The sequence below is a fragment of the Pseudoalteromonas sp. NBT06-2 genome, assembly GCF_002276045.1.
Classification (GTDB): domain Bacteria; phylum Pseudomonadota; class Gammaproteobacteria; order Enterobacterales; family Alteromonadaceae; genus Pseudoalteromonas.
This window is the reverse complement of record NZ_NQMR01000025.1, coordinates 32,679-56,291: the sequence shown is the minus strand read 5'-3', so window position 1 is coordinate 56,291 and position 23,613 is coordinate 32,679. Positions and strand designations below refer to the sequence as shown.

Here is a 23,613-nt window from a genome sequence, read left to right as displayed (position 1 = left end):
TTGTATGGTTTTAAATGGTCAGCTACCGCGTTATTTATGTTGATAAGGGAATAACCATTACCTGCAATAAATGTATTGTATTTGACCATTTAAACTCGCGCTGAAATCATGCATTTCCAGTAGCTTGGGTATATAACTAAATGTAGTGAGGCTTTCGCTTTATAAAAACAACAGAAATATAGATTTATGAACGGGTTTTAAATTCCACATGAATCAAAAAATATAAAAAATAATAACAATTCACATGCTTTGAGATAGCGGTTATCTCAACGTGCAGAATGTATCGGAGATCAACATGGATCCATATATCACAGAATGGGTTAATTTAATTTTACGCTTTGCCCACGTAGTTACTGGTATCGCTTGGATAGGAGCATCTTTTTACTTTGTTTGGTTAGATAATCATTTAGAAAAACCACCGGGTTGGAAATCAGATAAAGGCATAGGCGGAGATCTATGGGCAATTCATGGCGGTGGTTTTTATGAAATTGCTAAATATAAGCAAGCACCAGAAAAAATGCCTGAGCTGTTACATTGGTTTAAGTGGGAAGCTTATAGCACATGGTTAACCGGTTTTGTATTGTTAAGCTTAATGTTCTACGTTGGTGCCGATATTTATTTAATAGATCCTAACATTGCAGAATTAAGCCAAATGCAAGCAATCGTAATCGGTTTAACATCTATTGTAGGTGGCTGGATTGTTTATGATGTTTTATGTCGTACAAAATTAGCTGAGCATGGTTTATTGCTTGGTATTATTTTAATGGCATTGATAACTGGTTTATCGTATGTATTAAGTGAAACATTCAGTGCACGTGGTGCATTTATGCATGTAGGTGCTGTGATTGGTACTATCATGGCGGGTAATGTATTTTTCACTATTATGCCATCACAACGTGCATTAGTAGCCTCAGTAGAGAAAGGCGAACCAGTAGATCCAACTTGGGGTGCTAAAGCAAAGCTTCGCTCAACTCATAATACTTACGCAACTTTACCGCTTGTATTTATCATGATCAGTAATCATTACCCTATGATCTTTAACCATGAATATAATTGGTTAGTTCTCATGGTGATTTTTGTCATTACAGCGGCTATTCGTCAATACTTTGTAGCAAAACATAAAGGTACTCAAAGCCCATTAGTATTAGTTGGTGCTGTGGTATTATCAATTGTTTTAGCTGTGGCAATCGCACCTAAATCGGCAGCACCTATTATAGATGAAGATGGCAGTGAAGTTCATACGGTTGATCTGAAAAAAGTAAACGACATTATTACTAGTCGTTGTACAGGGTGTCATTCAAGTGCACCAACCGATGATATTTTTAAAGTGGCGCAAGGAGGTGTAATACTTGATAATTTAGCACAAATGAGTCGTTGGGCACCGAGAATTAAAGCCAGAGCAGTTGATGCTAAAGATATGCCTTTTATGAATAAAACCAAAATAGAAGACGATGAACGTAATTACATTGCTTTATGGATAGCGCAAGGCGCACCCGTTAAGTAAAGCATAAAAAGTTTCTGTAGTTGGCTTTTCATCCAATTTGGCCTGCTACTTTTTATTTTAAGTATAGAAGTAGGATCTACCACATGACAAAGCGAAGAATAACTGTTGGCGGATTTCAGGTAGCTGAAGCATTTTTTAATTTTATAAACCATGATGTTATTCCTGGTACAGGGATAGAACAGGATAAATTTTGGCAGTTATTTGAAGCCATAGTAAATGAATTATCACCCATCAATAAGCAATTACTTGATACACGAGTAAAACTGCAATCCCAAATTGATGAGTGGCACAAACAACACCAAACCAGTAAGTACGATGAAGTAGCTTATAAAGCCTTTTTACAAAAAATTGGCTATTTAGTACCAGATGTTGCTGATTTTAAAATCTCGCCTAAAAATGTCGATCCAGAAGTTGCTAACTTAGCAGGCCCTCAGCTTGTCGTGCCAGTAATGAATGCGCGTTATGCACTTAATGCGACTAATGCGCGTTGGGGCAGTTTATACGATGCTTTATATTCAACGGATGTAATCGAAATTAATGAGGAAACTGCCATTACTAAAGGGTATAACCCAAAACGTGGTGATGCTGTAGTTGCTTATGCTAAGCAATATTTAGATGAGACGTTTGCATTAAAGCAAGGTACTTTCTCTGAGGTTTCTAACTACCAAGTCGTTAACGAACAACTGCAAATTACATTAATAAATGGCGAAACAACACAGTTATTAGATACATTAAAATTTGTAGGTTTTAAAGGCAATAAAGACTCACCAAGTGCTATTTTATTAGTAAATAATGGCTTACATGCAGAATTAGTATTTAATGCAAATGACTCTGTCGGTGAAGCTGATATCGCAAATATGAGCGATGTGATTATTGAATCTGCAGTGACGGTTATTCACGATTGTGAAGACTCAATAGCCGCAGTAGATGTAGACGATAAAATACAGGTTTATAAAAACTGGCTTGGCTTAATGAAAGGTGATTTAAGCGAAAAAGTGACAAAAGGCGATAAAGTGATTCATCGTAGTTTAAATACAGACAGATATTACACAGCAAAAAATGGTAAAGAGCTAACCTTAAGCGCAAGAAGCTTAATGTTTGTGAGAAACGTCGGCCATTTAATGACAAATGAAAGCATTATCTGTAAAGATGGTAGTGAAATACCTGAAGGTATTTTAGATGGCGTAGTGACATCACTTATTGCAATCCATGATTTAAAACATACAGGAGCATTAGTTAACTCTTCAGCTGGTAGTATTTATATTGTAAAACCAAAAATGCACGGCCCTGAGGAAGTGACTTTTGCAGTTAAATTATTTGGTTTAATTGAAGACGCATTTGGCCTTGAAGCTAATACTATAAAAATGGGACTAATGGATGAAGAGCGCCGTACCAGTGTTAATCTAAAACAATGTATTTATGCAGCTAAAGAGCGTGTGGTATTTATCAATACTGGCTTTATGGATCGCACGGGTGATGAAATTCATACATGTATGGAAGCTGGCCCAGTTGTACCAAAAGAGGCTATGAAGTCACAAGATTGGATCCAAGCTTATGAAAGTCGTAATGTTGTGATTGGGCTTAATTGTGGTTTTAAAGGCAAAGGTCAAATAGGTAAGGGCATGTGGCCGATTCCAGATAATATGGCGCAAATGCTGGTAGAAAAAGATGTACATCCAAAAGCAGGTGCTAATTGTGCTTGGGTACCATCGCCAACCGCTGCTACTTTACATGCATTGCATTACCACAAAGTAAATGTTGCAGCCCGACAAGATGGAATTGTTGATAAAGGACTGAAAAGCATAGATATGCTGTTAACTTTACCATTATTAAAAGACCAAAGTCTGTTAACCGCAGAATCTATTCAACTGGAATTAGATAACAATATTCAAGGTATTTTAGGTTATGTAGTGCGTTGGGTGAATATGGGAATAGGGTGTTCTAAAGTACCTAATATTGAAGATGTCGGTCTAATGGAAGATCGTGCAACATTACGTATTTCAAGCCAGCATGTTGCTAACTGGTTACATCATGGAATTTGTACCAATGAACAAGTAGAAAATACCTTAGTTCGTATGGCTAAAGTGGTAGATCAGCAAAATAGCCAAGATAAAAACTATATTGCGATGTCTGCTAACTTAAATACAAGTGATGCGTTTTCAGCAGCATATGAATTAGTATTTAAAGGCAGTGTACAACCAAGCGGTTATACTGAACCTGTGTTGCATCGCCAACGTTTAATAGTTAAATCTAAATAGGTCAATAATTATTTAGGTTAGATAAAACTTTGCTCAAAAATAGTAAAAGAGATGTTATTTCAAATAGCGTTTCTTTTTTATATATTTAGACCATTTAGACCATTTAGACCATTTAGACCATTTAGATTGATCATATATTTATTTGAATTGGTATTATTATATTGTTAGGTGTAGCCCATATAAGCGAAATTCCTTATACTGATTTTTTTGATTAAGCATATTTAAAAGTTTATGAGTGAAATTGACGTATTACAAAACCGCCGAAAAGAACCAGCTGGACGTATTCGCCAACAAAATCAAGTTGTGATCATCGCTGCTGCTGAAGAAGAGTTTCTTACTTTTGGTTTTAAAGGTGCTTCAATGAAGCGTATTGCTGAACGAGCAGAACTGCCGCGTGCCAATATTCATTATTATTTTAAAAATAAACTCGACCTATATGGCGCTGTTTTAGGTGATATCGTAGAAGTATGGGATGCAACCGTATCTGATATTAATGCAGATGATGACCCAAGAGAGACTTTAACCACTTATATTCGTGCGAAAGTGATGTCATCTAAAAATAACCCAAATGCATCACGTATATTTGCCAGTGAAATGGTACACGGTGCACCACATTTAAGTCATTTTTTGAACCATAACTTCAGAACTTCAATAAAACATAAGGCTGATGCTATCCAAGCATGGATAGATCAAGGAAAAATGGATCCTATTGACCCGATGCACTTATTATTTTTTATTTGGGGCTCAACACAGCATTATGCCGATTTTGGTGTGCAAGTATTGGCTGCTATGGATAAAGAATCGTTATCAGATGAAGACTTTGAAGACATCACAGAAACTTTAACTCAGTTAATATTAAAAGGCTGTGGTTTAAGGTAGTAGTATACTTATGTTATAGGCGCATCTTTGTATTAATATTATTTTCTTAAAAGAAAAGAGAATAACTATTTTTTGCAATCAATGCCTTGTATAAAGCGTTTATAATTCCAACTGAATTCTACATTTTGAAGTGGGTTGAGTATAATAAGAAATGACAATAGAAATCACAAACGGAAACTCAATGAAATATTTATGTATTTATCACAAAAACTGTTCTGATGGCTTTGGTGCTGCTTTAGCTGTAAAACAATATTGTGATGCAAACAACTTTGATTGTGAGTTTATTGCTGCACAACATGGCGATCAAGCGCCAGATGTAAGCAATAAAAATGTTTTTATTGTCGACTTTTCATATTCACGCGAAGTGATATTAAAGTTAGAAAAAGCAGCTGAATCTTTATTAGTCATAGATCACCATAAAACAGCAGAAGAAGCCCTAGCTGGCTTAAACTGTTGCGTATTCGATATGGAACGCTCTGGTGCAGTACTCACTTGGGAGCACTTATTACCAGATCGTCCAGTACCAACATTATTAGCTTATATCCAAGATCGCGATTTATGGCATTGGCAACTACCCAACAGCAAAGAAGTATCAGCGGCACTACAAACTTGCGTCATGACCTTTGATGTATGGGAACAATACTTAGACGAAACTAAGTTATTAGATTTGATCAGCAAAGGCGAAGCCATAGTTGAATATCAAAATAAACAAATCGACAGAGCGACTAAATCTAAAAATGTAGAAATGATTGATATAGCAGGCTATCAAGTACCCTGTGTAAATACCAATAGCTTAACCAGTGAAATAGGTAATGAATTAGCTAAAGGCCAACCATTTTCAGCAATGTACTGTGATTCATCTGACAAACGCATATTCTCATTGAGATCTGATGTAGATGGTGTAGACGTAGCCAATATAGCTAAACTATTTGACGGTGGTGGACACTTTCACGCAGCGGGTTTTACAGTAGAAAAGCCAAAAATATCATTAAGCTTAAAAACGACTTCAGTTACTAAGTAGTTCTTTTATTCGGCACCAAAGCTTTTGTTTGGTGCTGGAGTATTCCCTTTTCAAGATCAATAACGCAGCTTAATGCGCTTCTAAACCAACCCATCTGGGGACTTCTGAGCAAATCATGCTCGTTGTTCCATCTTATTTTAAGGGAGCAACCATTAATACAAAGATGCGCCTAGATCATGATTTTTTCAGCAGTCCTGAAACACGCATCTTGAAGTGGCTTGGGTATAGAACAGATTCGGTACGTATATTTTTGTGTTTATTTACATCATTAATAATTATCAATAGCGCTAAATTCAATCAATTAAAAGTTGACACTTGTGTCAATTGTGATTAGTGTTGATATTATGTTAATAAAATAAAACTGTCAAATAATAAACCTAACATTGATAACATCAACGAGAGAACTGAATCATGGACCAAGTAAATCAGTCAGTTAATAATCAGTCTGCCCGGCTAGGGTTATTAGAGCGATTATTTAAACTATCAGCACACAAAACAAATGTTAAAACCGAACTTATGGCTGGACTAACAACCTTTGTCACTATGTCTTACATTATGTTTTTAAATCCAATTATTATGTCTAAAACCGGAATGCCATTTGATGGGTTATTCCTTGCCACCTGTCTAGGTGCGGCTATTGCAACAATTTTCATGGGGTTATATGCAAATTGGCCAGTAGGCTTGGCACCAGGTATGGGGCTGAATGCTTTTTTCACTTTTACTGTCGTTTTACAAATGAATTACAGCTGGGAAATAGCACTAGGAGCAGTATTTCTTTCAGGTTGTTTGTTTGTCATTATGAGTGTAACCCGGCTTCGGGAATGGATGTTAGAGAGCATACCTATGAGTTTACGGCTTGCGATGACCGCAGGTGTTGGATTATTTTTAGGATTTATAGGTTTGCGTTTTACTGGCATAGTTGTGCCAAACCCAGATAATGTTGTTGCACTAGCAGATATGACTCACTTTGGTTTTGGTGAATTTGGACCTGAAGCGCCAGCCCTTGGTTTCTTAAGCTTTTTACTGATTGCTGTATTAAGTTATCGTAAAGTATTTGGCGCTGTGATTATCGGTATTGCGATAACCACAATCGTTGCCTTTATGATGACATTCATAATGCCTGTTGATTTTTTTACTGTTGCAGAAAAAGCAAAATCGTTTGCACCTGCAACAGGATTTGTGTCTTATCCTGTTGGCGGGTTATTAGCTATTCCAGACTTTGCTGCAATTGAACCTATTTTCATGAAGCTTGATATTATGGGGGCGTTAGAAGTGGCAATGATCCCTGTTATAGTTACTTTCTTATTTGTAAATATTTTTGATACTGCTGGTACTTTGATGGGCGTTGCAGAGCGTGCAGGCCTGCAAGATGAAAAAGGTAACATTAAAGGTTTGAAGAAATCTTTAAAAGCAGATTCTATCTCTTCTGTAATTGGTACGGCTTTTGGCTGTCCTCCGGTAACATCTTATGTTGAATCGGCTGCAGGTGTATCTGCTGGTGGTCGTACAGGTTTAACTGCTGTTGCTATTGGTGTATTGTTTGCTTTAGGTGTGTTCTTCTTACCACTTGCACAAATGCTTCCAGGTTTTGCTGTAGATGGTGCGTTGATTTATGTTGCTATGGTAATGATGACATCACTTAAAGGGCTTGATTGGTCTGATATGACTGAATTTGCACCAGCAGTACTAACAACAGTTATGATGGCGTTTACTTTCTCTATTGCAAATGGTATTGCTATCGGTTTTATTACTTACACAGTGCTTAAAGCGGGCACAGGTAAACATAAAGAAATTTCAGCAGGTGTTTGGGCATTAACTGCATTGTTTGTAGCTAAGTTTATTTTTTTACCATAAAAATAAAGCGATTTAGTAAAAGTTAAATTTATAAACTAAGATAAAATTAAATTTGTTTTCTACCCCAACTCCCGTAGGGTAAGTTGATAAGCGGCCAACTGCGTTGCTATAAGATATTTGTTGAGAATAACTTAACGACAATCTTATACCTAACATTTGGTTCGCTTGTCCGCTTGCTGAAATTACGCATTTTCATGTAGCATGGGTATATACAAATTATTCTTGAACTTGCCAGTTAGAAGGAAAGCTAATCCACTGACATTTATTGGAGTTATTTAATGTATGAGTTGGTTCTACAATTTCAGAAGCTGAAAAACAACCACCAGCAACACCAATTAAATTGGGCATAGTTGATATAGTCCAATACAACGTAGTACCACATTGAGTACAAAAATGACGATTTTGTTCGTGATCTTGCTCTTTATGCCAAAACTTATAAATCTTTGTTTCGCCAGATTTTTCTAATACGGCATTAGTTTTAAAATAAGTAGATATTCCAAAAGCACTTCCGGTACGTTGTTTACAGTTAGTACAATTACAAACTGAGTTCATTTCAGGTTTGTCTGAAAGAGTTATTGATATTTGCTTACAACAGCAAGTAGCTTCAAGTGTCACAAACTTTCCTTTGCATATAACGAGACTGTAGAATTACTCGTTTTAAATTAATATATTATAATCTGAATACTTTACTGATATTAAATTATTTAACAATCAAAAATGTTTACGTTTTTGCTGATTTGTATTTTGTATAACTCGAACGTAAATAATGAAAATTTTTTTAATTCACTACCATTAAAAATTGGACTGGCGGACCTGTTTTACTTGGTGTTTTTTACATGCAAAGCAGAATTTACAGGTAAAACCTATGGTACTTAGGGTAATAAAAGCGGTAATAAAATTTAAAAAGTCGCTTACACCTTGTCTGAGCCATCATTTATTAGAGGAGTAACGGTACAAAAAGTACCAATGACTTGAATCGTGTCTGTTGAAGTTAACCGATAAACATCTCGATTCCGGCATCCTGCTTCATTCTATCTTCTAAGTCTATTGAGTCGCAGTGCCTTTGTTACTTAAAAGGATTAAAAAAACAGGTTGCTGTGAGATCGTAATAAAAGAGCCATTATAGGTTTGATATTACTGATTACAAAGTAAATTTAGCAATAAATTCTTTTGCCTTTTTTGGCGAGTTTAGCCTAACAAAATCAATGTGCGAATACTTATCAGACGTCATTATTTCAACATATTTTTTACGATTAGAGTGATAATTTTGCAATGTCCAAAGAATTATCGACTTTCTACTGAGAAAGGTTTTTTGAAACGATTCAACATTTCCAGTATTAGGCCATACTTCTTGTTTACTTAAGATTCGTTGGATTGCTCTTTTAAAAGCCTGAAATACAGTACGACTCAGCGAATAATCAATCCAAACAATGGTGTTGACCTTGGCCCATTTTAATGATGATGTTCTTGAATAATTACCGTCAAGAACCCAACCATTATTTGAGATGGCTGCCTTTAGTTTGGAAAGAAACTCACTATTATTCGACTCTTCCCAGTTAGGCTTCCAGAATAGTTGATCCATTTCTATATATTCAACATTTAACTTAGCCGCTAATTCTTTGCTAAATGTAGATTTACCACTAGCGCTAGTTCCGACTACATTAATATTTTTATAAAAACTCACAAATACCTCGGTTTATGATGTGCTGGAATAAGTAATATAACGACAGCTTCATCGGAAAAAGAAAGTTGCATGGTGGAGGCTAAGTAGCTGTATTTTTCAAGTGTAACTACTTACTTACATCTTATATTCAAATTTAATTGGCTTAGATTTATTGCTTTTAATTACGACTGTACCGGCAATTTTGTCGTGCCAACCTTGTTTTCGTTTGTCTATTCCAACCCATATAATTCCAAGAAATAATGGGATCATTGAAACATAATAACCAAGATAACGCCCAATGAATTGACCTGTAGATGGTTTTCCACCGGTTTTTGCATCTACTATGATTAGCTTTGTTGCCATTTTTCCAGGAGTAGCTGACTTATAAATCCAGAAAATAACAACTGCAATTGCTGGTAATATATAATTGAACAAAACATCCCCAAAACCCTGGATAAAAGACTCACTTATCCAGTAATTTGTGCCATATATTGCAGTTAGTATTGGTAAAATTATGATGAGTATTAATATTGAATCTATTATTGCTGCACCAGTTCTAATCCAAAAGCCTGCGTATTCCTGTTCATTCATATTCGTGTTCCCTTAAAGGTATAACGTCTTATTATAACCCAAACAGGTGTATAGTACGTGACAAAAAAATTCATAAAAAACTTCCGTGTGAATTAACACTAATAAATAATGTTCATATCAAAAAAATACTGTGCTTTAAATATTAAAAAAATATGTGAAATAACTCAATAAGTAATATTTCAAGCTATGCCTGTATATCCGAAAAGTGTAAAAGTGATCAGGCTACGAAAGCTGATATAAGCTCTATTTAGCGTGTTCTATTTCTGTAGTAGCCAAAGCAGTCGTTTCAATTTTCAAGCCAAAGATAAAGCGTGTTACAATAAAACGCTTAATTACTTCATAACCTATAGCACAACCAACAAAAGTACAAAGTATTAATAATATGGGTTCAAATACAGGACCTAACTCAAATTTGGCTAGCCATATAGCAAAAATAATGATTACCGTTTGATGTAAAATATACCAAGGTAAGACAGCATCATTCATGTAAGTCAGTGCAGGATGTTTTTTATTGAGGTAAGCCCCTGCAAAACCTAATATAGTTAGTAACCACAAAACTTTATTAGCAGACCACAGAGCAGTAATCAAAACCTGAGTAAGTACTGACGCAGTATTATAATCAATATCAAAGCCCCAAGCTCTGTTAAAGCGAATGACAACTAAGACATAACTGATTATTGCTAGCACTAACCAAGTTTTACGGTTATTGATTAAAGTTTGCCAAACAGTAGGTGACTTTGCGAGTGCGTAACCGAGCAACAACATAGTGAAATAAAGCGCATGATTATACCAATCGCCAATCAATACAAAGGTATCATCTGGAAAGTATTCTAATAATATAAAATCGTAGAGAAAAACTAAAATAAACGGTATGGCTAAAATATAAGTCTCAGTAATTTTTTTAGTTATTTGTTGCCACTTAACTTTGATTAATAAAGGTTTAATCACCATATAAACTAAGGTATAAGTAAATAAATAGAGTAAATACCACAGGTGGTTATAAGTTATCAATCCCAGAGAAAATCCTGTTCTACTGGTGAGTAATTGATGCTCTGCGTACTGATGATTATTAGTATCTAGGTATAACTTTAGAAATTCAAAATAACTAGATGAATAACCCTCACTTTGCACAAGCTCATAATAAACTTGTGGCGGTACGATTAGAAAAGTACCGAAAACCAACGGTAGTATTACTCTCGTAAACCTCACTTTAAATAATTTACTACGATTAAGTTTTACTTCTACTAGCGATAAGGCTATTCCAGATATTAAAAAAATTAACGGCATTCGCCATTGGTTAACTAGTAACATAATATTTTTCAAAAAATCACTTAGGTAAGCACTTTTTACGTGCCATCCCCAATCCGCGACATAAAACTGACCAATATGATAAAAAATCAATAAAATAAAAGCTAATGTCCTCAGCCAGTCAATATCATAACGTCTTGAATTGATAGTTTTAGACGTAGAATGGGGTGTAGTTTTAGTCAAAGTTTCACCATTTGTAGTGCGTAGAAATTAGTGTGAAACTATCCTCTCCTACAAACAAAAAAAAGCCTGAAAGGCTTAACGAATGGTACATAGGGATAAGTGGTGGTATATAGGGATAGGTAAAACTTTATATCAGCTTAATACAATTAATGATAGGTGGTGTGGGACTGGAGGTTAGAAACCTCCGGCTACCCTTTGATTGCAAGTTAGAATTTAAAACTGAGTTGAAGCTAATATTAAAAGTGCCATTGAAGCAATAAATTAGCATTCTTTTCAGTGACGCCCTCTATACCAAATTTGTTATGCCAATATACGTACTCAATACCAGCGTATAATTTGCTCTTTTCAATGCCCATATGCTGACCAAAATCATATTTAAGTTGTGATGTGAAGTTATAGCTAGAAGATGTGCTGTCTGTACTATCAACAGCATCCATAAAACCATCGTAAACAAAACCATCAGCAAAAGGGAAAGCCCAAGCAAGAGTTAGTTGGTTGCTTGCCTCACGATGTTCGTTATTACGACGGTAGAGGTTTACATTAAAGAAGTTTGCGCCAGGCACAGCTAAGTTAACACCGCCACCTAATAATAAGTTATCAAATTGAGCAAATTTATCAGAGCCGAACTCCCATTGAGAAGCAAGGTAAACATCTTTAATAAAGCTGTCTTTTTGCTGAATTAGGTTAAAAGTCATACCTACTTCACCATATAGTTCTTTATTGTCATCATTTACTGGACTTAACCTATCTACAAAAGTAAAAATATTTCCCCAGCTATGACCGCTGGCATGTTCTAGTGTGAAAACATTTTTTTCATTATCTCCAACTTCATAATTATTACCTTTAAGTAAGCTAAAGCTAGTATCGCTCCAATATTGTTTGGCACTTACAGAAGTTGATAAAAGCGCAGTTGCTAATAACGCTGAATATACTTGTGCAGACATAGGTTTTCCCCTGTTTGATTTTTAATAGCCAATAAAAACATTACGGCTGATATTATTAAATTTAAAGTTAGAATTAGTGTAATTATACTATTTTAATTTCCTCAATGGTTGAGATAATCGGCGAGATCTCATCTAAAAGAGTTGAAAAAACCGATATTTAATAGTCCACTTTTATATATTTTATTTTCACTAAATTAATGAACATTAATTCATCCATAACGAGTATTGAGATGTTTATTTTTAATTTGCCTATATTACTAAAATATATATTTCTCTTTACTTGTTATAGTTATTTATTTCTGTATTAGTTAAATAACTTTAACAAGTTTGCAACATTAACATTATGCTTTGTTGTCACTAGTGTCAAGTTGCGAGAGGTCAATTTAATTTTCATACAAAATATATTTTTATCTGTAGAATGAAAAGTATGAAAAGTATGAAAATCAACCAATTCCATAGATGTTATTCTTAGTAAACTAGACTTTTAAATATGAACTTTAAATTATTCATAAAATCAAAATAGCTCTAAAATCATTTACATTAGTTCTAGTTGCCCCTGTTTTTATAAGTTGTTCAGTCGCTTCAAAAAAACCATAGCCATCATTATTATCAAGATAACTCTGAAGATTTAATTGTTTTAGTTTTGCGTTTTTATAAGTTTGTGGTGTTAATAAGCAGCCAGCGTTATCTTCTGAGCCATCAATACCGTCGGTATCGGCTGCAATGACATAAAAGTGTTGCTGTTTTTGCAAGAAAATGGCGAGGCTTAATAAAAACTCGGCATTTCGTCCGCCTCGGCCACTGCCTTTTACGGCTACGGTGGTTTCACCACCAGATAAAATGACACAAGGAGGAGAGAGTGGTTGGCCATGAACAGCAATATTTAATGTAATAGCGCCGTGAACTTTGGCAACTTCTTTTGATTCGCCTTCAATTTTATCGCCCAATATTAGCGATTTTATTCCGGCTTTTTCAGCTTGTGTTTGAGCCGCATCAAGTGCATCTTTTGGTGTGGCAATTAAAGTGAAATGCGTATTTTCAAGTGCTGGATCACCTTGTTTTAAGGTTTCTGATTCTGGGCTTTTCAGCCAATTTCTTACATTATTTGGTATTTGAATATGATAACTTTCAAGGATTGATAACGCTTGAATCGATGTTGTTGGATCGGCAACTGTCGGGCCAGAAGCAATCACTGTCGCTTCATCACTTGGTACATCTGAAATCGCATAAGTATGAACAGTTGCAGGGAAACAAGCTTTTGCTAATCTACCACCTTTAATAGCAGATAAGTGTTTGCGAACACAATTAATTTCATCAATGGCAGCACCAGATTTTAATAACGATTTATTGATTGCTTGTTTGTCACTTAAGTTAATGCCCTCAGGAGGTAAAGATAATAAAGATGAACCGCCGCCTGATAATAAACAAACAACAATATCATCTTTAGTTAAACCATCAACTAACTGCATAATACGTTTAGCAACGGCTTGCCCTGCATCATCAGGTATTGGATGTGCTGCTTCTACAACCTCAATATGTTTACATGTCTCATTATGACCATATCGTGTGACAACTAAACCTGATAATGGGCCTTGCCAATGTTGCTCAAGGGCTTGTGCCATGGAGGCCGCTGCTTTTCCTGCGCCAATAACAACGGCACGTTTATTGGTGTTTTTTGGTAAATATTTGGCTAAAACTACTTTAGGATGTGCAGCATTGATTGCTGTATGAAAAAGATCAATTAGAAACGCTTCTGGATTGCTGATCATAGCTGTTCTCCATAAATAATTTAAGCATTAAACCTTGATGCTAAATAGGTGTATACAGCACGAATACCAAATGCTTCACCGCCTAATGGGCGGCCTGACAGCTTACGGTTATTCCACGCCATTACATCAAAGTGTAACCAATCAGTCTTTTCATCAACAAAATATTGTAGATATAACGCGGCACAAATAGCCGCACCTTGGGGTACTGTTGGGCAGTTTGTCATATCAGCGATTTCACTTTTGAAAAGTTCTTTATATGGTTGATATAGTGGCATTTGCCATACTGGATCAAATACATCCTCACCGGCATCAATAATATCATTAGCAATTTTACGATTAGTAGAGAAAAAACCTGGAAGCTCAGTACCTAAAGCAATACGCATTGCACCTGTTAATGTTGCAAAATCAATTAATAACTCAGGATCATCATTTTGAGCTTCATTTAACGCATCACATAAAACTAAACGGCCTTCTGCATCAGTATTATCAATTTCAACGGTTAAGCCTTGACGTGTTTTTACAACATCGCCTGGGCGTAAAGCATTACTAGAAACTACATTTTCTACTGCAGGCACTAATACACGTAATCTAATAGGTAAATTGTTAGTCATAATTAACTGGGCTAAACCAATGACATGAGCTGCACCGCCCATATCTTTTTTCATGTTACGCATGCCCACTTTAGGTTTTAAATCTAAGCCGCCTGAGTCAAAACATACGCCTTTACCCACTAGGGTCACTTTAGGGTGTTTTTCATCACCCCAAGTTAAATCAAGTAATCTAGGTTTATGACAACTTGCACGCCCTACTGCATGAATAGTAGGATAATTGTGCTCTAATAATTCATCGCCCACTAATTGAGACATATTGGCATCGTATTGTTCGGCTAAATCACTCATGGTTTGCGCTAAGTGTTCAGGCATCATGTCTGCTGGCGGCATATTAATTAAGTCACGTACGAGTACCGTTGCTTCAACTTGCTTTAAAACCTTATCAGCAAGTGTTTGGCTTGCTAAGCCTAAAGTAACTTGTGGCTTTTCAACCGTTTTGTATACATCAAATTGATAACAACCAATTGCCCATGAAAAAGCAATGGCTTCGTGATGCTTTGTATCTGCTTTTAATGAATATTGTCCTGCAGGTAATTGCTTAGCTAACTCACCACATGAAAAGTAATGCTCTGGTGTTTCAACAATAAATACAACTTGTGTTAAAGCACCTGTGTGATTTGGTATCAAAGATAAACCACAGCCTTTATATTGTGTTTGCTTTAACCATGTTCGAACAAGCTCATTTTGTTGTGATAGCCAAGAGTCGAAATTATCTGTTGATAAAATACTAAGCGGAATACCTTGATTATTAGCATTGAGAAGTTGATTCATATTTACCTTAAATTTGAAGTTAAAACGTGTATTAATTATGCGGTAATATACCTTATATTGGCATTTTATATTTGATTAAAAATAAAAATAAAATACTTATTTCATTGATTTTAAAGTAATAAATAAAAAATATTCGGCATGTAGAAAAGATAAAAAATCGAAAAGGCATTAAAAGAAATTTATACCTAAATCGATGAGCCTATTAAAGATGAATAAAGTGATAGCTAAAAGCGGTAACTAAAACCTAAACTTGTTTGAAATTGATTTAGTAAATCACCATTAAAATGCCATAAACAATTATCGTCTTCAGCCTTGTTTTCGGCTTCACATTTTATTTTACTATTGTTATCAACTATAGTCGTTAGCCAGCGAGTTTCAAAAGAGAATCTCGTCGCTTTTGATAAGTGATATTCAACCCCACCATATAAACCCGTTGCAAAATATGTATCAGACTCTAACCAGTTAGGTTTGATGTTATTAACCCCGATTTGTGCGCCAAAATAGCCTGAAATATCTTGGCCTAGCGGTACGTCTATTGCACTTTGAAATAAAAGATAATTAAAATCGGCTTTTTTGTTTGGTATGTTTTTTAAATGGGTAGACATATTAGAATAAAACACACCATATTTTGCATTAGGAATACTTTTTTCTACGCTTATATTTAAGTGACTAGCATTTTTAACTTCAACTTTTTGTAGTTCTTGCGTTTCCATTCTTTGACTAAATGTTTGACCTATTGAGCTGCCAATAATTATTTTTGCATGAGATATAGGTGAAAAAGCGAATAAAACACTGGCAGAAATGAGAGAGAGAAGAGGGTTAGTCATGTTAATTTCCTTTGATAAAATAAGCTTAGTGCAAAGCTTTGATTTAAGAGTATCAAACTTGGGAAATTAAAATAAGCTTTAACTTAGTCGTAATGTTCATTATGCTCACGGTATATATTTATATAAGAAAAACAAACTATGAAATATAAAGTTTTATTTTTAGCGTTAAGTGTAATTATGCTATCGGCATGTTCAGACGATGCAGGTAAAGTCAGTTTAGGTTTGTTCACCACAAAAGATGTGGTAATTAAAGCGAAAAGTGATCCAAAAATACCAGGTGTTACATGTCATATTAGCCATGTTGAAGCTGATTTAGATTTTTCTGATCCCTCTGATATGTCAATTGCATGTCGTCAAACAGGCCCTATTTTAGCTGAACAATTACAAAAAATAGATTTTTCTAAAAATGGTGAAGTGGTTTTTAAAGAATCTAAAAGCATACTATTTAAAAGCCTAAAGGTAAGACGTATTTATGATAAAGATACAAAAACATTAATGTATTTATCATACTCAACAAAAGAATCAAGCGGTAGTCATCACCATGCTTTATCAACTGTGCCACTTTATAATACTCAAGCTTGGCAATGGGCGAATCAACTTACAAAGAACTAATTATGTTATCACTTTTTAAATCTAGACCATTATTAGCAACCGAAGAGCAAAGCTGGGTATTAGATACTTTTGTTTGGGCTTTTGAATGTTTTGATGGGCAATATTTTTTAGACAAAACAGAAATTATTTTACCTAACAATCATTATTTTCCAGATCAGGTTAATAGTGTCTTTGGTATGGCTCAAAACGTATTTAATCACGTTGTAAATTATGCAGGCATGCAAAATTGGCCATTAAAATTAGTTGAACCAAATCAAATGGAATCTGTTGTATTTCCTCATTGGCAGTTTGCACCGCGTTTAAGAGGTGAAGACGCAAAGTTAGTTAATGATAATATGAACGAGCAAGTGATTTATGTTTCATATAATCCTAATCAAATAAATCAGCCTCAAGATTTAGTGGCTTCTTTTGCACAAACACTAGCATTAATTTTAATTCATCATGGTAGGGAGTTGCCTCCTGGTGGTGAAGAGTTATTACCCCAAGTGAGTGAATTAATCGCAGGATTTTTAGGGTTTGGTGTGATGCTGAGCAATACTGCTTATCAATTTAAAGGTGGTTGTGGCTCTTGTTTTAATGCTTACGCTAACAGACAACCGGCTTTACCAGAGCCTGAGCTTATTTTTAATCTCGCTTTGATTGTTAAGCTAAAAGGTGAAAATAAAAATAAAATATTACCTCACTTAAAGCCGCATCTACGAAGTATGTTTAAAAAAGCAGATAAAACACTAAATAATGAATTAAAAAAATCGGCAAACCCTCTATTATTAGCTGTATTTGATAAAGTGAATAGTTAAACGCATAAATTTGATCACGAACTTACTCATATTGGTATGAGTGGTTAAAAATTATAAATAGAAAAAAAGTAAAAAACTAAGCGTCATATGGGGTGTTAGTTGTATCTTTGAGTGCCTAAGTAGATGCCAAGATAGTTTGTTAGCCTCAGATTTAGATGTTGTTTCTCCGCAAATTATGACACCTAAAGGGACCGAAGAAGATACACCCATGTTACATGGAAATGCAGGTTTCAGAGCATGGGTATATTAGGTGTTCATAAAAAACACATTTAAATTTAGTTTAAAATAAAATCTCAAAAATGGACTTAGTTAAATCTACTTTGATCTAAAACAAGTTACTGCTATTTCTTATTTGATAAAATTCTCATCTTGTTTGTACTTTTCTATTTATCATTAAAATGGAGCTTCAATGATGGTTTTAAAATCCAGTAATAAAATGTTAACAGTTGCTGATTTAATGTCGAAAAACATTTTATCCTGCAAGCCGGAAACCTCATTGTTGGAAGCTGCCAATATGATGGGAAATAGGAATGTAAGTGCTATTTTTATTATGTTTAAAAATAAGTTGATTGGTGTGTGGACTGAAGCTGATTGCGCTAAATTAGATTTTTCACAACCCAAATTTTATCAGCAAGCTATTTCTAACTTTATGAGCAGCCCAGTAAAGCAAGTACAAAGTACTATGTTAACTTCTGAATTGACAGTACTATTCCATAATTATGGCTTTCGACATTTACTTGTTGTTGATGAAACTAATACACCACAAGGGGTCGTGAGTCTATCTGATGTCATAAAAAGCCAAGGACTTGAACATTACCTTCATTTTAGACTAGTTGATAAAAGTTATAATGCGAATATTCCCTTACTCGATGCAAGCGATAGCATGACATTAGTCGCTAAGGTGATGAGAGAAAAAAGAGTTAATGCTGTTTTAGTTGAGAATAAAACTTTAAAGCAAAAGGGCATAATAACCGAAAGGGACTTACTTAATTTACTGAAAAAAGGTGAAATTAAAGCTAGTTGTTGGGAATCTGCCGGTTGGCCTTTGCTTACGGTTAAAGAAACAACCAGTTTATATAAAGCGTATCAATTATTAGAAATTCGAAAAATCAGACATCTGGTTGTAGAAAGTGATGATTTAGAAGTGCTTGGTGTATTGTCATTACATAATATTATGTCGGATATTGAAGTGGCGTATATGAACGAACTTGAAATGGTGTTAGAGCAAAGAGATGTCGCATTAAAAAAATCACAAAAAAACCTCTTTTTAGCTAAAAAAATTATCAATGCTTCTTTAGACGGTATTATGATCACTGATAGTTCAAGTACTATTTTACAAGTAAACCCTGCATTTACGGCTTTAACTGGATATTGCGAAAAAGAAACGATAGGCCAAACACCGAGGATTTTGAATTCAGGTCATCATGATAAACAATTTCATGATGAGATGTGGCAAAGTTTACGTAAAGAAGGTGTATGGCAAGGTGAAATTTATAATAAAAAGAAAAATGGTGAATTATTTCTTGAATGGTTGACAATCATAGAGATAAAAGAAAGTGAAGATGAAGACTTATTATATGCAGCCATTTTTAGTGATATAACGGAAAGAAAAAAAGCAGAAAAACGTATAACAGCATTAGCTTACTTTGATGAACTAACGCATTTACCTAACAGGCGTTTATTTAGTGATAGGTTAGAAATGGCGTTGGCAACAGCAAAGCGAGATGATCAAATTTTAGCTGTTATGTTTTTAGATCTAGATCATTTCAAGCAAGTAAATGATACATTAGGGCACACTATTGGGGATTTATTGCTTCAACAAGTTGCATCTAGATTAGAAAAATATGTAAAAGCAGGTGATACACTGGCTCGTTTAGGAGGTGATGAATTTACGTTATTATTAACTGAAGTAGATGAGGTTAATGATATTTTAGATTTTGCCAATCAATTGATTCTGTGCTTAGAAGAGAGATTTAAAATTCAAGAGCATGAAATATCAATAACAACTTCTATTGGTGCTGCAGTTTTTCCTGATGATGGGAGCGATTCAGATGAGTTACTCAAACATGCTGATGTTGCCATGTATCGCAGTAAAGAATTAGGCCGGAACTCTTTTCAGTTATATAAACCTGAAATGAATGCCCGTTCATTAGAGCGAATGCTAATGGAAAAAAAGTTAAGTAAAGCATTAAAAAATAATAGCTTTGAGCTTTATTATCAACCTAAAGTCAATGTTTTAAACTCACAAGTGGTTGGTGTTGAAGCGCTGATCCGTTGGCATGATAATGAGTTAGGTGTTGTTTCTCCGGCTAGTTTTATTCCTTTAGCTGAAGACTTAGGACTTATTATTGATTTAGATATTTGGGTATTAAATCAAGCATGTAAACAAATAAATGAATGGATGGAAACTGGCATTGAATTTGGTCGCATATCAGTCAATATTTCAGCGCTACATTTAACTAAAGGAAACCTTGTTTTAGCAGTTCAGAATTCCCTAACTGTATGGCAAGTACCTGCTCAATTTTTGGAAATTGAAGTTACTGAAACTAGTTTTATATCATCAATGGATGAGGCTAAAAAAGTTTTAAAGGCATTAAAAGCATTAGATGTTCATATTGCTTTAGATGATTTTGGTACCGGATATTCGGCATTAAGTTATTTAACCCAACTACCTATTGATACCATTAAAATAGATGCGAGTTTTATCGCTAAAATTCCAGATGAGTATGGTAATAGTCAAATTGTTAAGGCAATAATTGCATTAGCACAAAGTTTAGGTTTAGAGTTAGTCGCAGAAGGTGTTGAAAAAGAAAAGCAACTGCGTTTTTTACAAGGTATTGGCTGTAATATCATTCAAGGATATTTTTATAGTAAAGCTTTACCAAAAAAAGAATTTAACCACTTTATTACCAACCAGCAGTTAGAGTGCGAAGCATAAGTAACTTCAATTAGAATAAATAGCACGAAAAAAAGCCCGAAGAACGAGCATTTTGATTGATTTTTAGTATGGAAAAAACAAGCCTAAGCTTCTTCCACATCAACAATTACATCAGACGTAATGGACTCTAATGCATTAATAATTTCACTTTTATCTAATCCACTTGGTAAATGCACAGTAGCAATGGCATTAAATAAAGGTACTCCCCAATTAGGAGCACTTTGTTGTTTAGAAGTAAAGTGAATAATACTAGCGCCTTTATGCCTTATTACACTTGATAGCTCTTGCACAATCCCTGGTCGATCATTGCCAGTGATCACTAAATTTATCTGGCTTTGATCGCAATGGACTGTATCTTCACCATCTTCAATTTTTATCTCTAAGTCTTTGATATTATGTAGTGCACTTTGTAGTATTTCTATATGCTCTTCTGGTACCTCAACTTGTAATATACCTGCAAAATGCCCACATAAATGACTTAAATTACTAGCTAACCAATTACCATTGTGTAGTAAAACTGTTGATGAAACTTCTTCTACAAGACCTGGTCTGTCTTGCCCGATTAATGTTAGTACTAACTGCTTCATAGGTATCTCTCTGTATCACGAAAAGTAATAATTATTATTTAATATGATTTGAAACTAAAGTATTGCTCTAGCCTTGTAGTTTGTCCAGTTATTGAATAATAAAATTAATTATTTGTAATTGAAATTTTGATGTGAAGCAACATTACCTTTGTATGACATTTTTATGTCAGAATAATTGATAATTTATTCTTCATGTAACAAAACTGTCATCTTGACACAATATAATATGACCAACTTTAATGCTGAAGGAAACTTTGATGGCTTCACATTCGCAAAAATCTAACTTTCATACGGATAAAGGCCGTTTGATCAAAGATAAAATTGCACAGTTTAGTATTTTTTCAGGTGGAGTCATGGTATTGGCTGCACTACTTATGATTTTCTTTTATTTACTTTACGTTGTCGCACCAATTTTTGAATCTGCGTCGGTAACACCTAGAAATGAATTTAAATTACCTGCTGGACAAGAAGTTTTAGCCGTTGGCATGGAAGAACAAACTGAAATTGCTTACTTATTAAATAAATCAGGGAGTATCGATTTTTATAATGTTAAAGGTCCCGACTTTGGTAAAAAATTAAGTAGTAATAAAGTAAATTTAGATAGTCGAATGACAAGTTTCGCGCAAAGTGCACCGCATTTAGGTTTATATGCCTATGGCTTATCAAATGGTGGTATAACCATAGTGCACCCTAAATTTGCTGTGACTTTCCCTAATGATAAGCGTGTTATTACTCCTGGGATTTCTTACCCGACTGGTGAAAGTGCTTTATTAGTTGATGAAAATGAACAAGCAATTAAAGACTTTGCATTTAGTGTTGATGAAGGAAAAATTTCTGTTTTAGCCTTAACGCAAACAAATAAAATCGTCTTTACCGTTTTTACTGCCGAAGAAAACTTTATGACTGATGAAATTGAATGGGTGGCACAATATGCTCAATTTGATATTCAAGGTCGTATTGATGAGTTACTGATTTCTCCAGATGGCACACGTTCATTTGTAAGAAGTGCAAATAAAGTTTATATCTACAATACACGTAATATTGATGAAATTTCTCAAATTCAAGTGTTAGCGGCAAATGAAGAAAATGCGAATTTAGTGTCGAGTGTTTTATTAGCTGGGGCCAATTCTCTATTATTTAATAATGATAATGGTGAAATTTCACAATGGTTTGAAATTAATACTGATCAAGGCAGAGGGTTTACTAAAGTACGTACTTTTAATACACAAGATCATTCAATTACAGCTATGTATCCTGAATTCTATCGTCGTACATTTTATACGGTTAATGAGCAAGGTGATCTAGGTCTTTATTATACAACAAGTGAAAGTACACTTTGGTTAGGTAATGTTACTAATTCTGCGATAACTAACTTTGCGATTTCACCACGTTCAAATGCAGTCTTAATTATTGCTGGTGATACAGTCTCTATGCTGAACATTGTTAATGAGCATCCTGAGGTAAGCTGGTCAGGTTTATGGAATGAAGTATGGTATGAAGGTTATACTGAACCTGGTTATACGTGGCAATCAACATCAGCAAGCGATGATTTTGAATCTAAGTTCTCATTAATACCAATTTCGTTTGGTACCATTAAAGCTGCATTTTATGCCATGTTATTTGCAGTACCCATTGCATTATCTGCAGCGGTTTACACTGCTTACTTTATGTCTCCTCAGTTACGTAAAGTTGTAAAACCGACTATCGAAATTATGGAAGCATTGCCAACTGTTATTTTGGGTTTCTTAGCTGGGCTGTGGTTAGCGCCTATATTTGAGGAGCACTTGCCTGCAATTCTTATTTTATTATTTGGTTTACCACTCGCTATGTTAGCTACAGCATTTGGTTGGAGTCAATTACCACAAAAAATTCGTAACTCAGTACCTGAAGGCTCACACTCAATAGTATTAATACCCGTTGTTTTATTGGTTAGTGTATTTGCTTTCAGCGTGAGCCCTTTTATTGAAGAGTTATTATTTGGCGGTGATGTTCGTCAATACTTGACAAATGATTTAGGGCTTGACTTTGACCAAAGAAATTCATTAGTTGTAGGTATTGCAATGGGCTTTGCGGTTATTCCTACCATATTTACAATTGCTGAAGATGCCGTGTTTAGTGTACCAAAGCACCTTACTAACGGTTCTTTAGCTTTAGGTGCAACTCAATGGCAAACCTTAGTGAAAGTTGTATTGTTAACGGCGAGTCCAGGCATCTTCTCAGCAATTATGATGGGGTTAGGACGTGCTGTAGGTGAAACGATGATAGTACTTATGGCTACGGGTAATACACCCATTATGGATTGGAGCATCTTCCAAGGTATGCGTACTTTAGCTGCAAATATCGCAGTAGAAATGCCAGAATCTGAGGTTGGAAGCTCTCATTATCGTATTTTATTCTTAGCTGCATTTGTTTTATTTATTTTTACCTTTATTTTCAACACAATAGCTGAATTTGTTCGCCAACGTTTACGTGATAAATATAGTTCAATGTAAGGTG

At 34.7% G+C, this 23,613-nt stretch carries 19 protein-coding genes; 10 read left to right on the top strand and 9 right to left on the bottom strand.

Features of this window, described 5'->3' with window-relative positions:
* Window positions 1-295 precede the first annotated feature (295 nt).
* The 6 genes from CJF42_RS07435 to CJF42_RS07415 all read left to right on the top strand — a co-directional run bounded on the left by CJF42_RS07435 (window position 296) and on the right by CJF42_RS07415 (window position 7,516).
* A complete protein-coding gene (locus tag CJF42_RS07435) occupies window positions 296-1,504 on the top strand; it encodes a urate hydroxylase PuuD (RefSeq protein WP_095366073.1) in 1,209 nt (402 codons plus the stop codon).
* An 83-nt stretch (window positions 1,505-1,587) separates the two neighbouring features.
* A complete protein-coding gene (locus CJF42_RS07430) occupies window positions 1,588-3,762 on the top strand; it encodes a malate synthase G (protein WP_095366072.1) in 2,175 nt (724 codons plus the stop codon).
* 231 nt (window positions 3,763-3,993) lie between these two features.
* The gene (locus CJF42_RS07425; RefSeq protein ID WP_095366071.1) at window positions 3,994-4,641 is read left to right on the top strand and encodes a TetR/AcrR family transcriptional regulator; all 648 of its coding nucleotides are present in this window, start codon (window positions 3,994-3,996) and stop codon (window positions 4,639-4,641) included.
* Window positions 4,642-4,822: 181 nt separating this feature from the next.
* Complete coding sequence (locus CJF42_RS07420) at window positions 4,823-5,662, top strand: DHH family phosphoesterase (RefSeq protein WP_095366070.1); 840 nt, start codon at window positions 4,823-4,825, stop codon at window positions 5,660-5,662.
* Window positions 5,663-5,777: 115 nt separating this feature from the next.
* Window positions 5,778-5,996: a hypothetical protein gene (locus tag CJF42_RS27320; RefSeq protein WP_170940518.1), complete on the top strand. Its 219-nt coding sequence runs from the start codon at window positions 5,778-5,780 to the stop codon at window positions 5,994-5,996.
* 77 nt (window positions 5,997-6,073) lie between these two features.
* Window positions 6,074-7,516 (top strand): NCS2 family permease, encoded by a 1,443-nt coding sequence (locus CJF42_RS07415; protein ID WP_095366069.1) that lies wholly within the window; start codon window positions 6,074-6,076, stop codon window positions 7,514-7,516.
* A 216-nt stretch (window positions 7,517-7,732) separates the two neighbouring features.
* On the opposite strand, the gene CJF42_RS07410 is transcribed toward CJF42_RS07415, so the two are convergent.
* The 8 genes from CJF42_RS07410 to CJF42_RS07375 all read right to left on the bottom strand — a co-directional run bounded on the left by CJF42_RS07410 (window position 7,733) and on the right by CJF42_RS07375 (window position 16,183).
* Window positions 7,733-8,131 carry a GFA family protein gene (locus tag CJF42_RS07410; protein WP_095366068.1) on the bottom strand — a complete coding sequence of 133 codons (399 nt, stop codon included), beginning with the start codon at window positions 8,129-8,131 and terminating at the stop codon, window positions 7,733-7,735.
* A 526-nt stretch (window positions 8,132-8,657) separates the two neighbouring features.
* Window positions 8,658-9,200, bottom strand: a complete 543-nt coding sequence (locus tag CJF42_RS07405; RefSeq protein ID WP_095366067.1) for a P-loop NTPase family protein — start codon at window positions 9,198-9,200, stop codon at window positions 8,658-8,660.
* Between the two features lie 114 nt (window positions 9,201-9,314).
* Entirely contained in the window at window positions 9,315-9,770 is a 456-nt protein-coding gene (locus CJF42_RS07400) for an RDD family protein (RefSeq protein WP_095366066.1), read from the bottom strand.
* Window positions 9,771-10,013: 243 nt separating this feature from the next.
* A complete protein-coding gene (locus tag CJF42_RS07395) occupies window positions 10,014-11,261 on the bottom strand; it encodes an acyltransferase family protein (RefSeq protein ID WP_095366065.1) in 1,248 nt (415 codons plus the stop codon).
* 236 nt (window positions 11,262-11,497) lie between these two features.
* Complete coding sequence (locus CJF42_RS07390; RefSeq protein ID WP_095366064.1) at window positions 11,498-12,205, bottom strand: nucleoside-binding protein; 708 nt, start codon at window positions 12,203-12,205, stop codon at window positions 11,498-11,500.
* A gap of 506 nt (window positions 12,206-12,711) precedes the next feature.
* Window positions 12,712-13,974: a glycerate kinase type-2 family protein gene (locus tag CJF42_RS07385; RefSeq protein ID WP_095366063.1), complete on the bottom strand. Its 1,263-nt coding sequence runs from the start codon at window positions 13,972-13,974 to the stop codon at window positions 12,712-12,714.
* A 20-nt stretch (window positions 13,975-13,994) separates the two neighbouring features.
* Window positions 13,995-15,356, bottom strand: a complete 1,362-nt coding sequence (locus CJF42_RS07380; RefSeq protein ID WP_095366062.1) for a leucyl aminopeptidase family protein — start codon at window positions 15,354-15,356, stop codon at window positions 13,995-13,997.
* Window positions 15,357-15,580: 224 nt separating this feature from the next.
* Window positions 15,581-16,183, bottom strand: a complete 603-nt coding sequence (locus CJF42_RS07375; protein WP_095366061.1) for an outer membrane beta-barrel protein — start codon at window positions 16,181-16,183, stop codon at window positions 15,581-15,583.
* Window positions 16,184-16,321: 138 nt separating this feature from the next.
* Here CJF42_RS07375 and CJF42_RS07370 point away from each other — a divergent pair, with 138 nt between their 5' ends.
* From CJF42_RS07370 to CJF42_RS07360, 3 genes are all read left to right on the top strand, one after another.
* A complete protein-coding gene (locus tag CJF42_RS07370) occupies window positions 16,322-16,795 on the top strand; it encodes a CreA family protein (RefSeq protein WP_095366060.1) in 474 nt (157 codons plus the stop codon).
* Between the two features lie 2 nt (window positions 16,796-16,797).
* On the top strand, window positions 16,798-17,592 hold the full coding sequence (locus CJF42_RS07365; RefSeq protein ID WP_095366059.1) for a hypothetical protein: 795 nt from the start codon (window positions 16,798-16,800) through the stop codon (window positions 17,590-17,592).
* Window positions 17,593-18,001: 409 nt separating this feature from the next.
* Window positions 18,002-20,530, top strand: coding sequence for an EAL domain-containing protein (locus tag CJF42_RS07360; protein WP_252097549.1), 2,529 nt, complete (start codon window positions 18,002-18,004; stop codon window positions 20,528-20,530).
* A gap of 83 nt (window positions 20,531-20,613) precedes the next feature.
* Here CJF42_RS07360 and CJF42_RS07355 read toward each other — a convergent pair whose 3' ends face one another.
* Window positions 20,614-21,117: a glycine cleavage system transcriptional repressor gene (locus CJF42_RS07355; RefSeq protein ID WP_095366058.1), complete on the bottom strand. Its 504-nt coding sequence runs from the start codon at window positions 21,115-21,117 to the stop codon at window positions 20,614-20,616.
* A gap of 257 nt (window positions 21,118-21,374) precedes the next feature.
* On the opposite strand from CJF42_RS07355, the gene CJF42_RS07350 reads away from it, so the two are divergent.
* Window positions 21,375-23,609: an ABC transporter permease subunit gene (locus CJF42_RS07350; protein ID WP_095366057.1), complete on the top strand. Its 2,235-nt coding sequence runs from the start codon at window positions 21,375-21,377 to the stop codon at window positions 23,607-23,609.
* Window positions 23,610-23,613: the final 4 nt, after the last annotated feature.

What these genes read in the sequence shown, in the direction of transcription:
- CJF42_RS07435 (WP_095366073.1), top strand. Translation starts at nt 296, where the DNA reads ATGGATCCATATATCACAGAATGGGTTAATTTAATTTTACGCTTTGCC.
- CJF42_RS07430 (WP_095366072.1), top strand. Translation starts at nt 1,588, where the DNA reads ATGACAAAGCGAAGAATAACTGTTGGCGGATTTCAGGTAGCTGAAGCA.
- CJF42_RS07425 (WP_095366071.1), top strand. Translation starts at nt 3,994, where the DNA reads ATGAGTGAAATTGACGTATTACAAAACCGCCGAAAAGAACCAGCTGGA.
- CJF42_RS07420 (WP_095366070.1), top strand. Translation starts at nt 4,823, where the DNA reads ATGAAATATTTATGTATTTATCACAAAAACTGTTCTGATGGCTTTGGT.
- CJF42_RS27320 (WP_170940518.1), top strand. Translation starts at nt 5,778, where the DNA reads ATGCTCGTTGTTCCATCTTATTTTAAGGGAGCAACCATTAATACAAAG.
- CJF42_RS07415 (WP_095366069.1), top strand. Translation starts at nt 6,074, where the DNA reads ATGGACCAAGTAAATCAGTCAGTTAATAATCAGTCTGCCCGGCTAGGG.
- CJF42_RS07400 (WP_095366066.1), bottom strand. Translation starts at nt 9,770, where the DNA reads ATGAATGAACAGGAATACGCAGGCTTTTGGATTAGAACTGGTGCAGCA.
- CJF42_RS07390 (WP_095366064.1), bottom strand. Translation starts at nt 12,205, where the DNA reads ATGTCTGCACAAGTATATTCAGCGTTATTAGCAACTGCGCTTTTATCA.
- CJF42_RS07385 (WP_095366063.1), bottom strand. Translation starts at nt 13,974, where the DNA reads ATGATCAGCAATCCAGAAGCGTTTCTAATTGATCTTTTTCATACAGCA.
- CJF42_RS07380 (WP_095366062.1), bottom strand. Translation starts at nt 15,356, where the DNA reads ATGAATCAACTTCTCAATGCTAATAATCAAGGTATTCCGCTTAGTATT.
- CJF42_RS07375 (WP_095366061.1), bottom strand. Translation starts at nt 16,183, where the DNA reads ATGACTAACCCTCTTCTCTCTCTCATTTCTGCCAGTGTTTTATTCGCT.
- CJF42_RS07370 (WP_095366060.1), top strand. Translation starts at nt 16,322, where the DNA reads ATGAAATATAAAGTTTTATTTTTAGCGTTAAGTGTAATTATGCTATCG.
- CJF42_RS07365 (WP_095366059.1), top strand. Translation starts at nt 16,798, where the DNA reads ATGTTATCACTTTTTAAATCTAGACCATTATTAGCAACCGAAGAGCAA.
- CJF42_RS07360 (WP_252097549.1), top strand. Translation starts at nt 18,002, where the DNA reads ATGATGGTTTTAAAATCCAGTAATAAAATGTTAACAGTTGCTGATTTA.
- CJF42_RS07355 (WP_095366058.1), bottom strand. Translation starts at nt 21,117, where the DNA reads ATGAAGCAGTTAGTACTAACATTAATCGGGCAAGACAGACCAGGTCTT.
- CJF42_RS07350 (WP_095366057.1), top strand. Translation starts at nt 21,375, where the DNA reads ATGGCTTCACATTCGCAAAAATCTAACTTTCATACGGATAAAGGCCGT.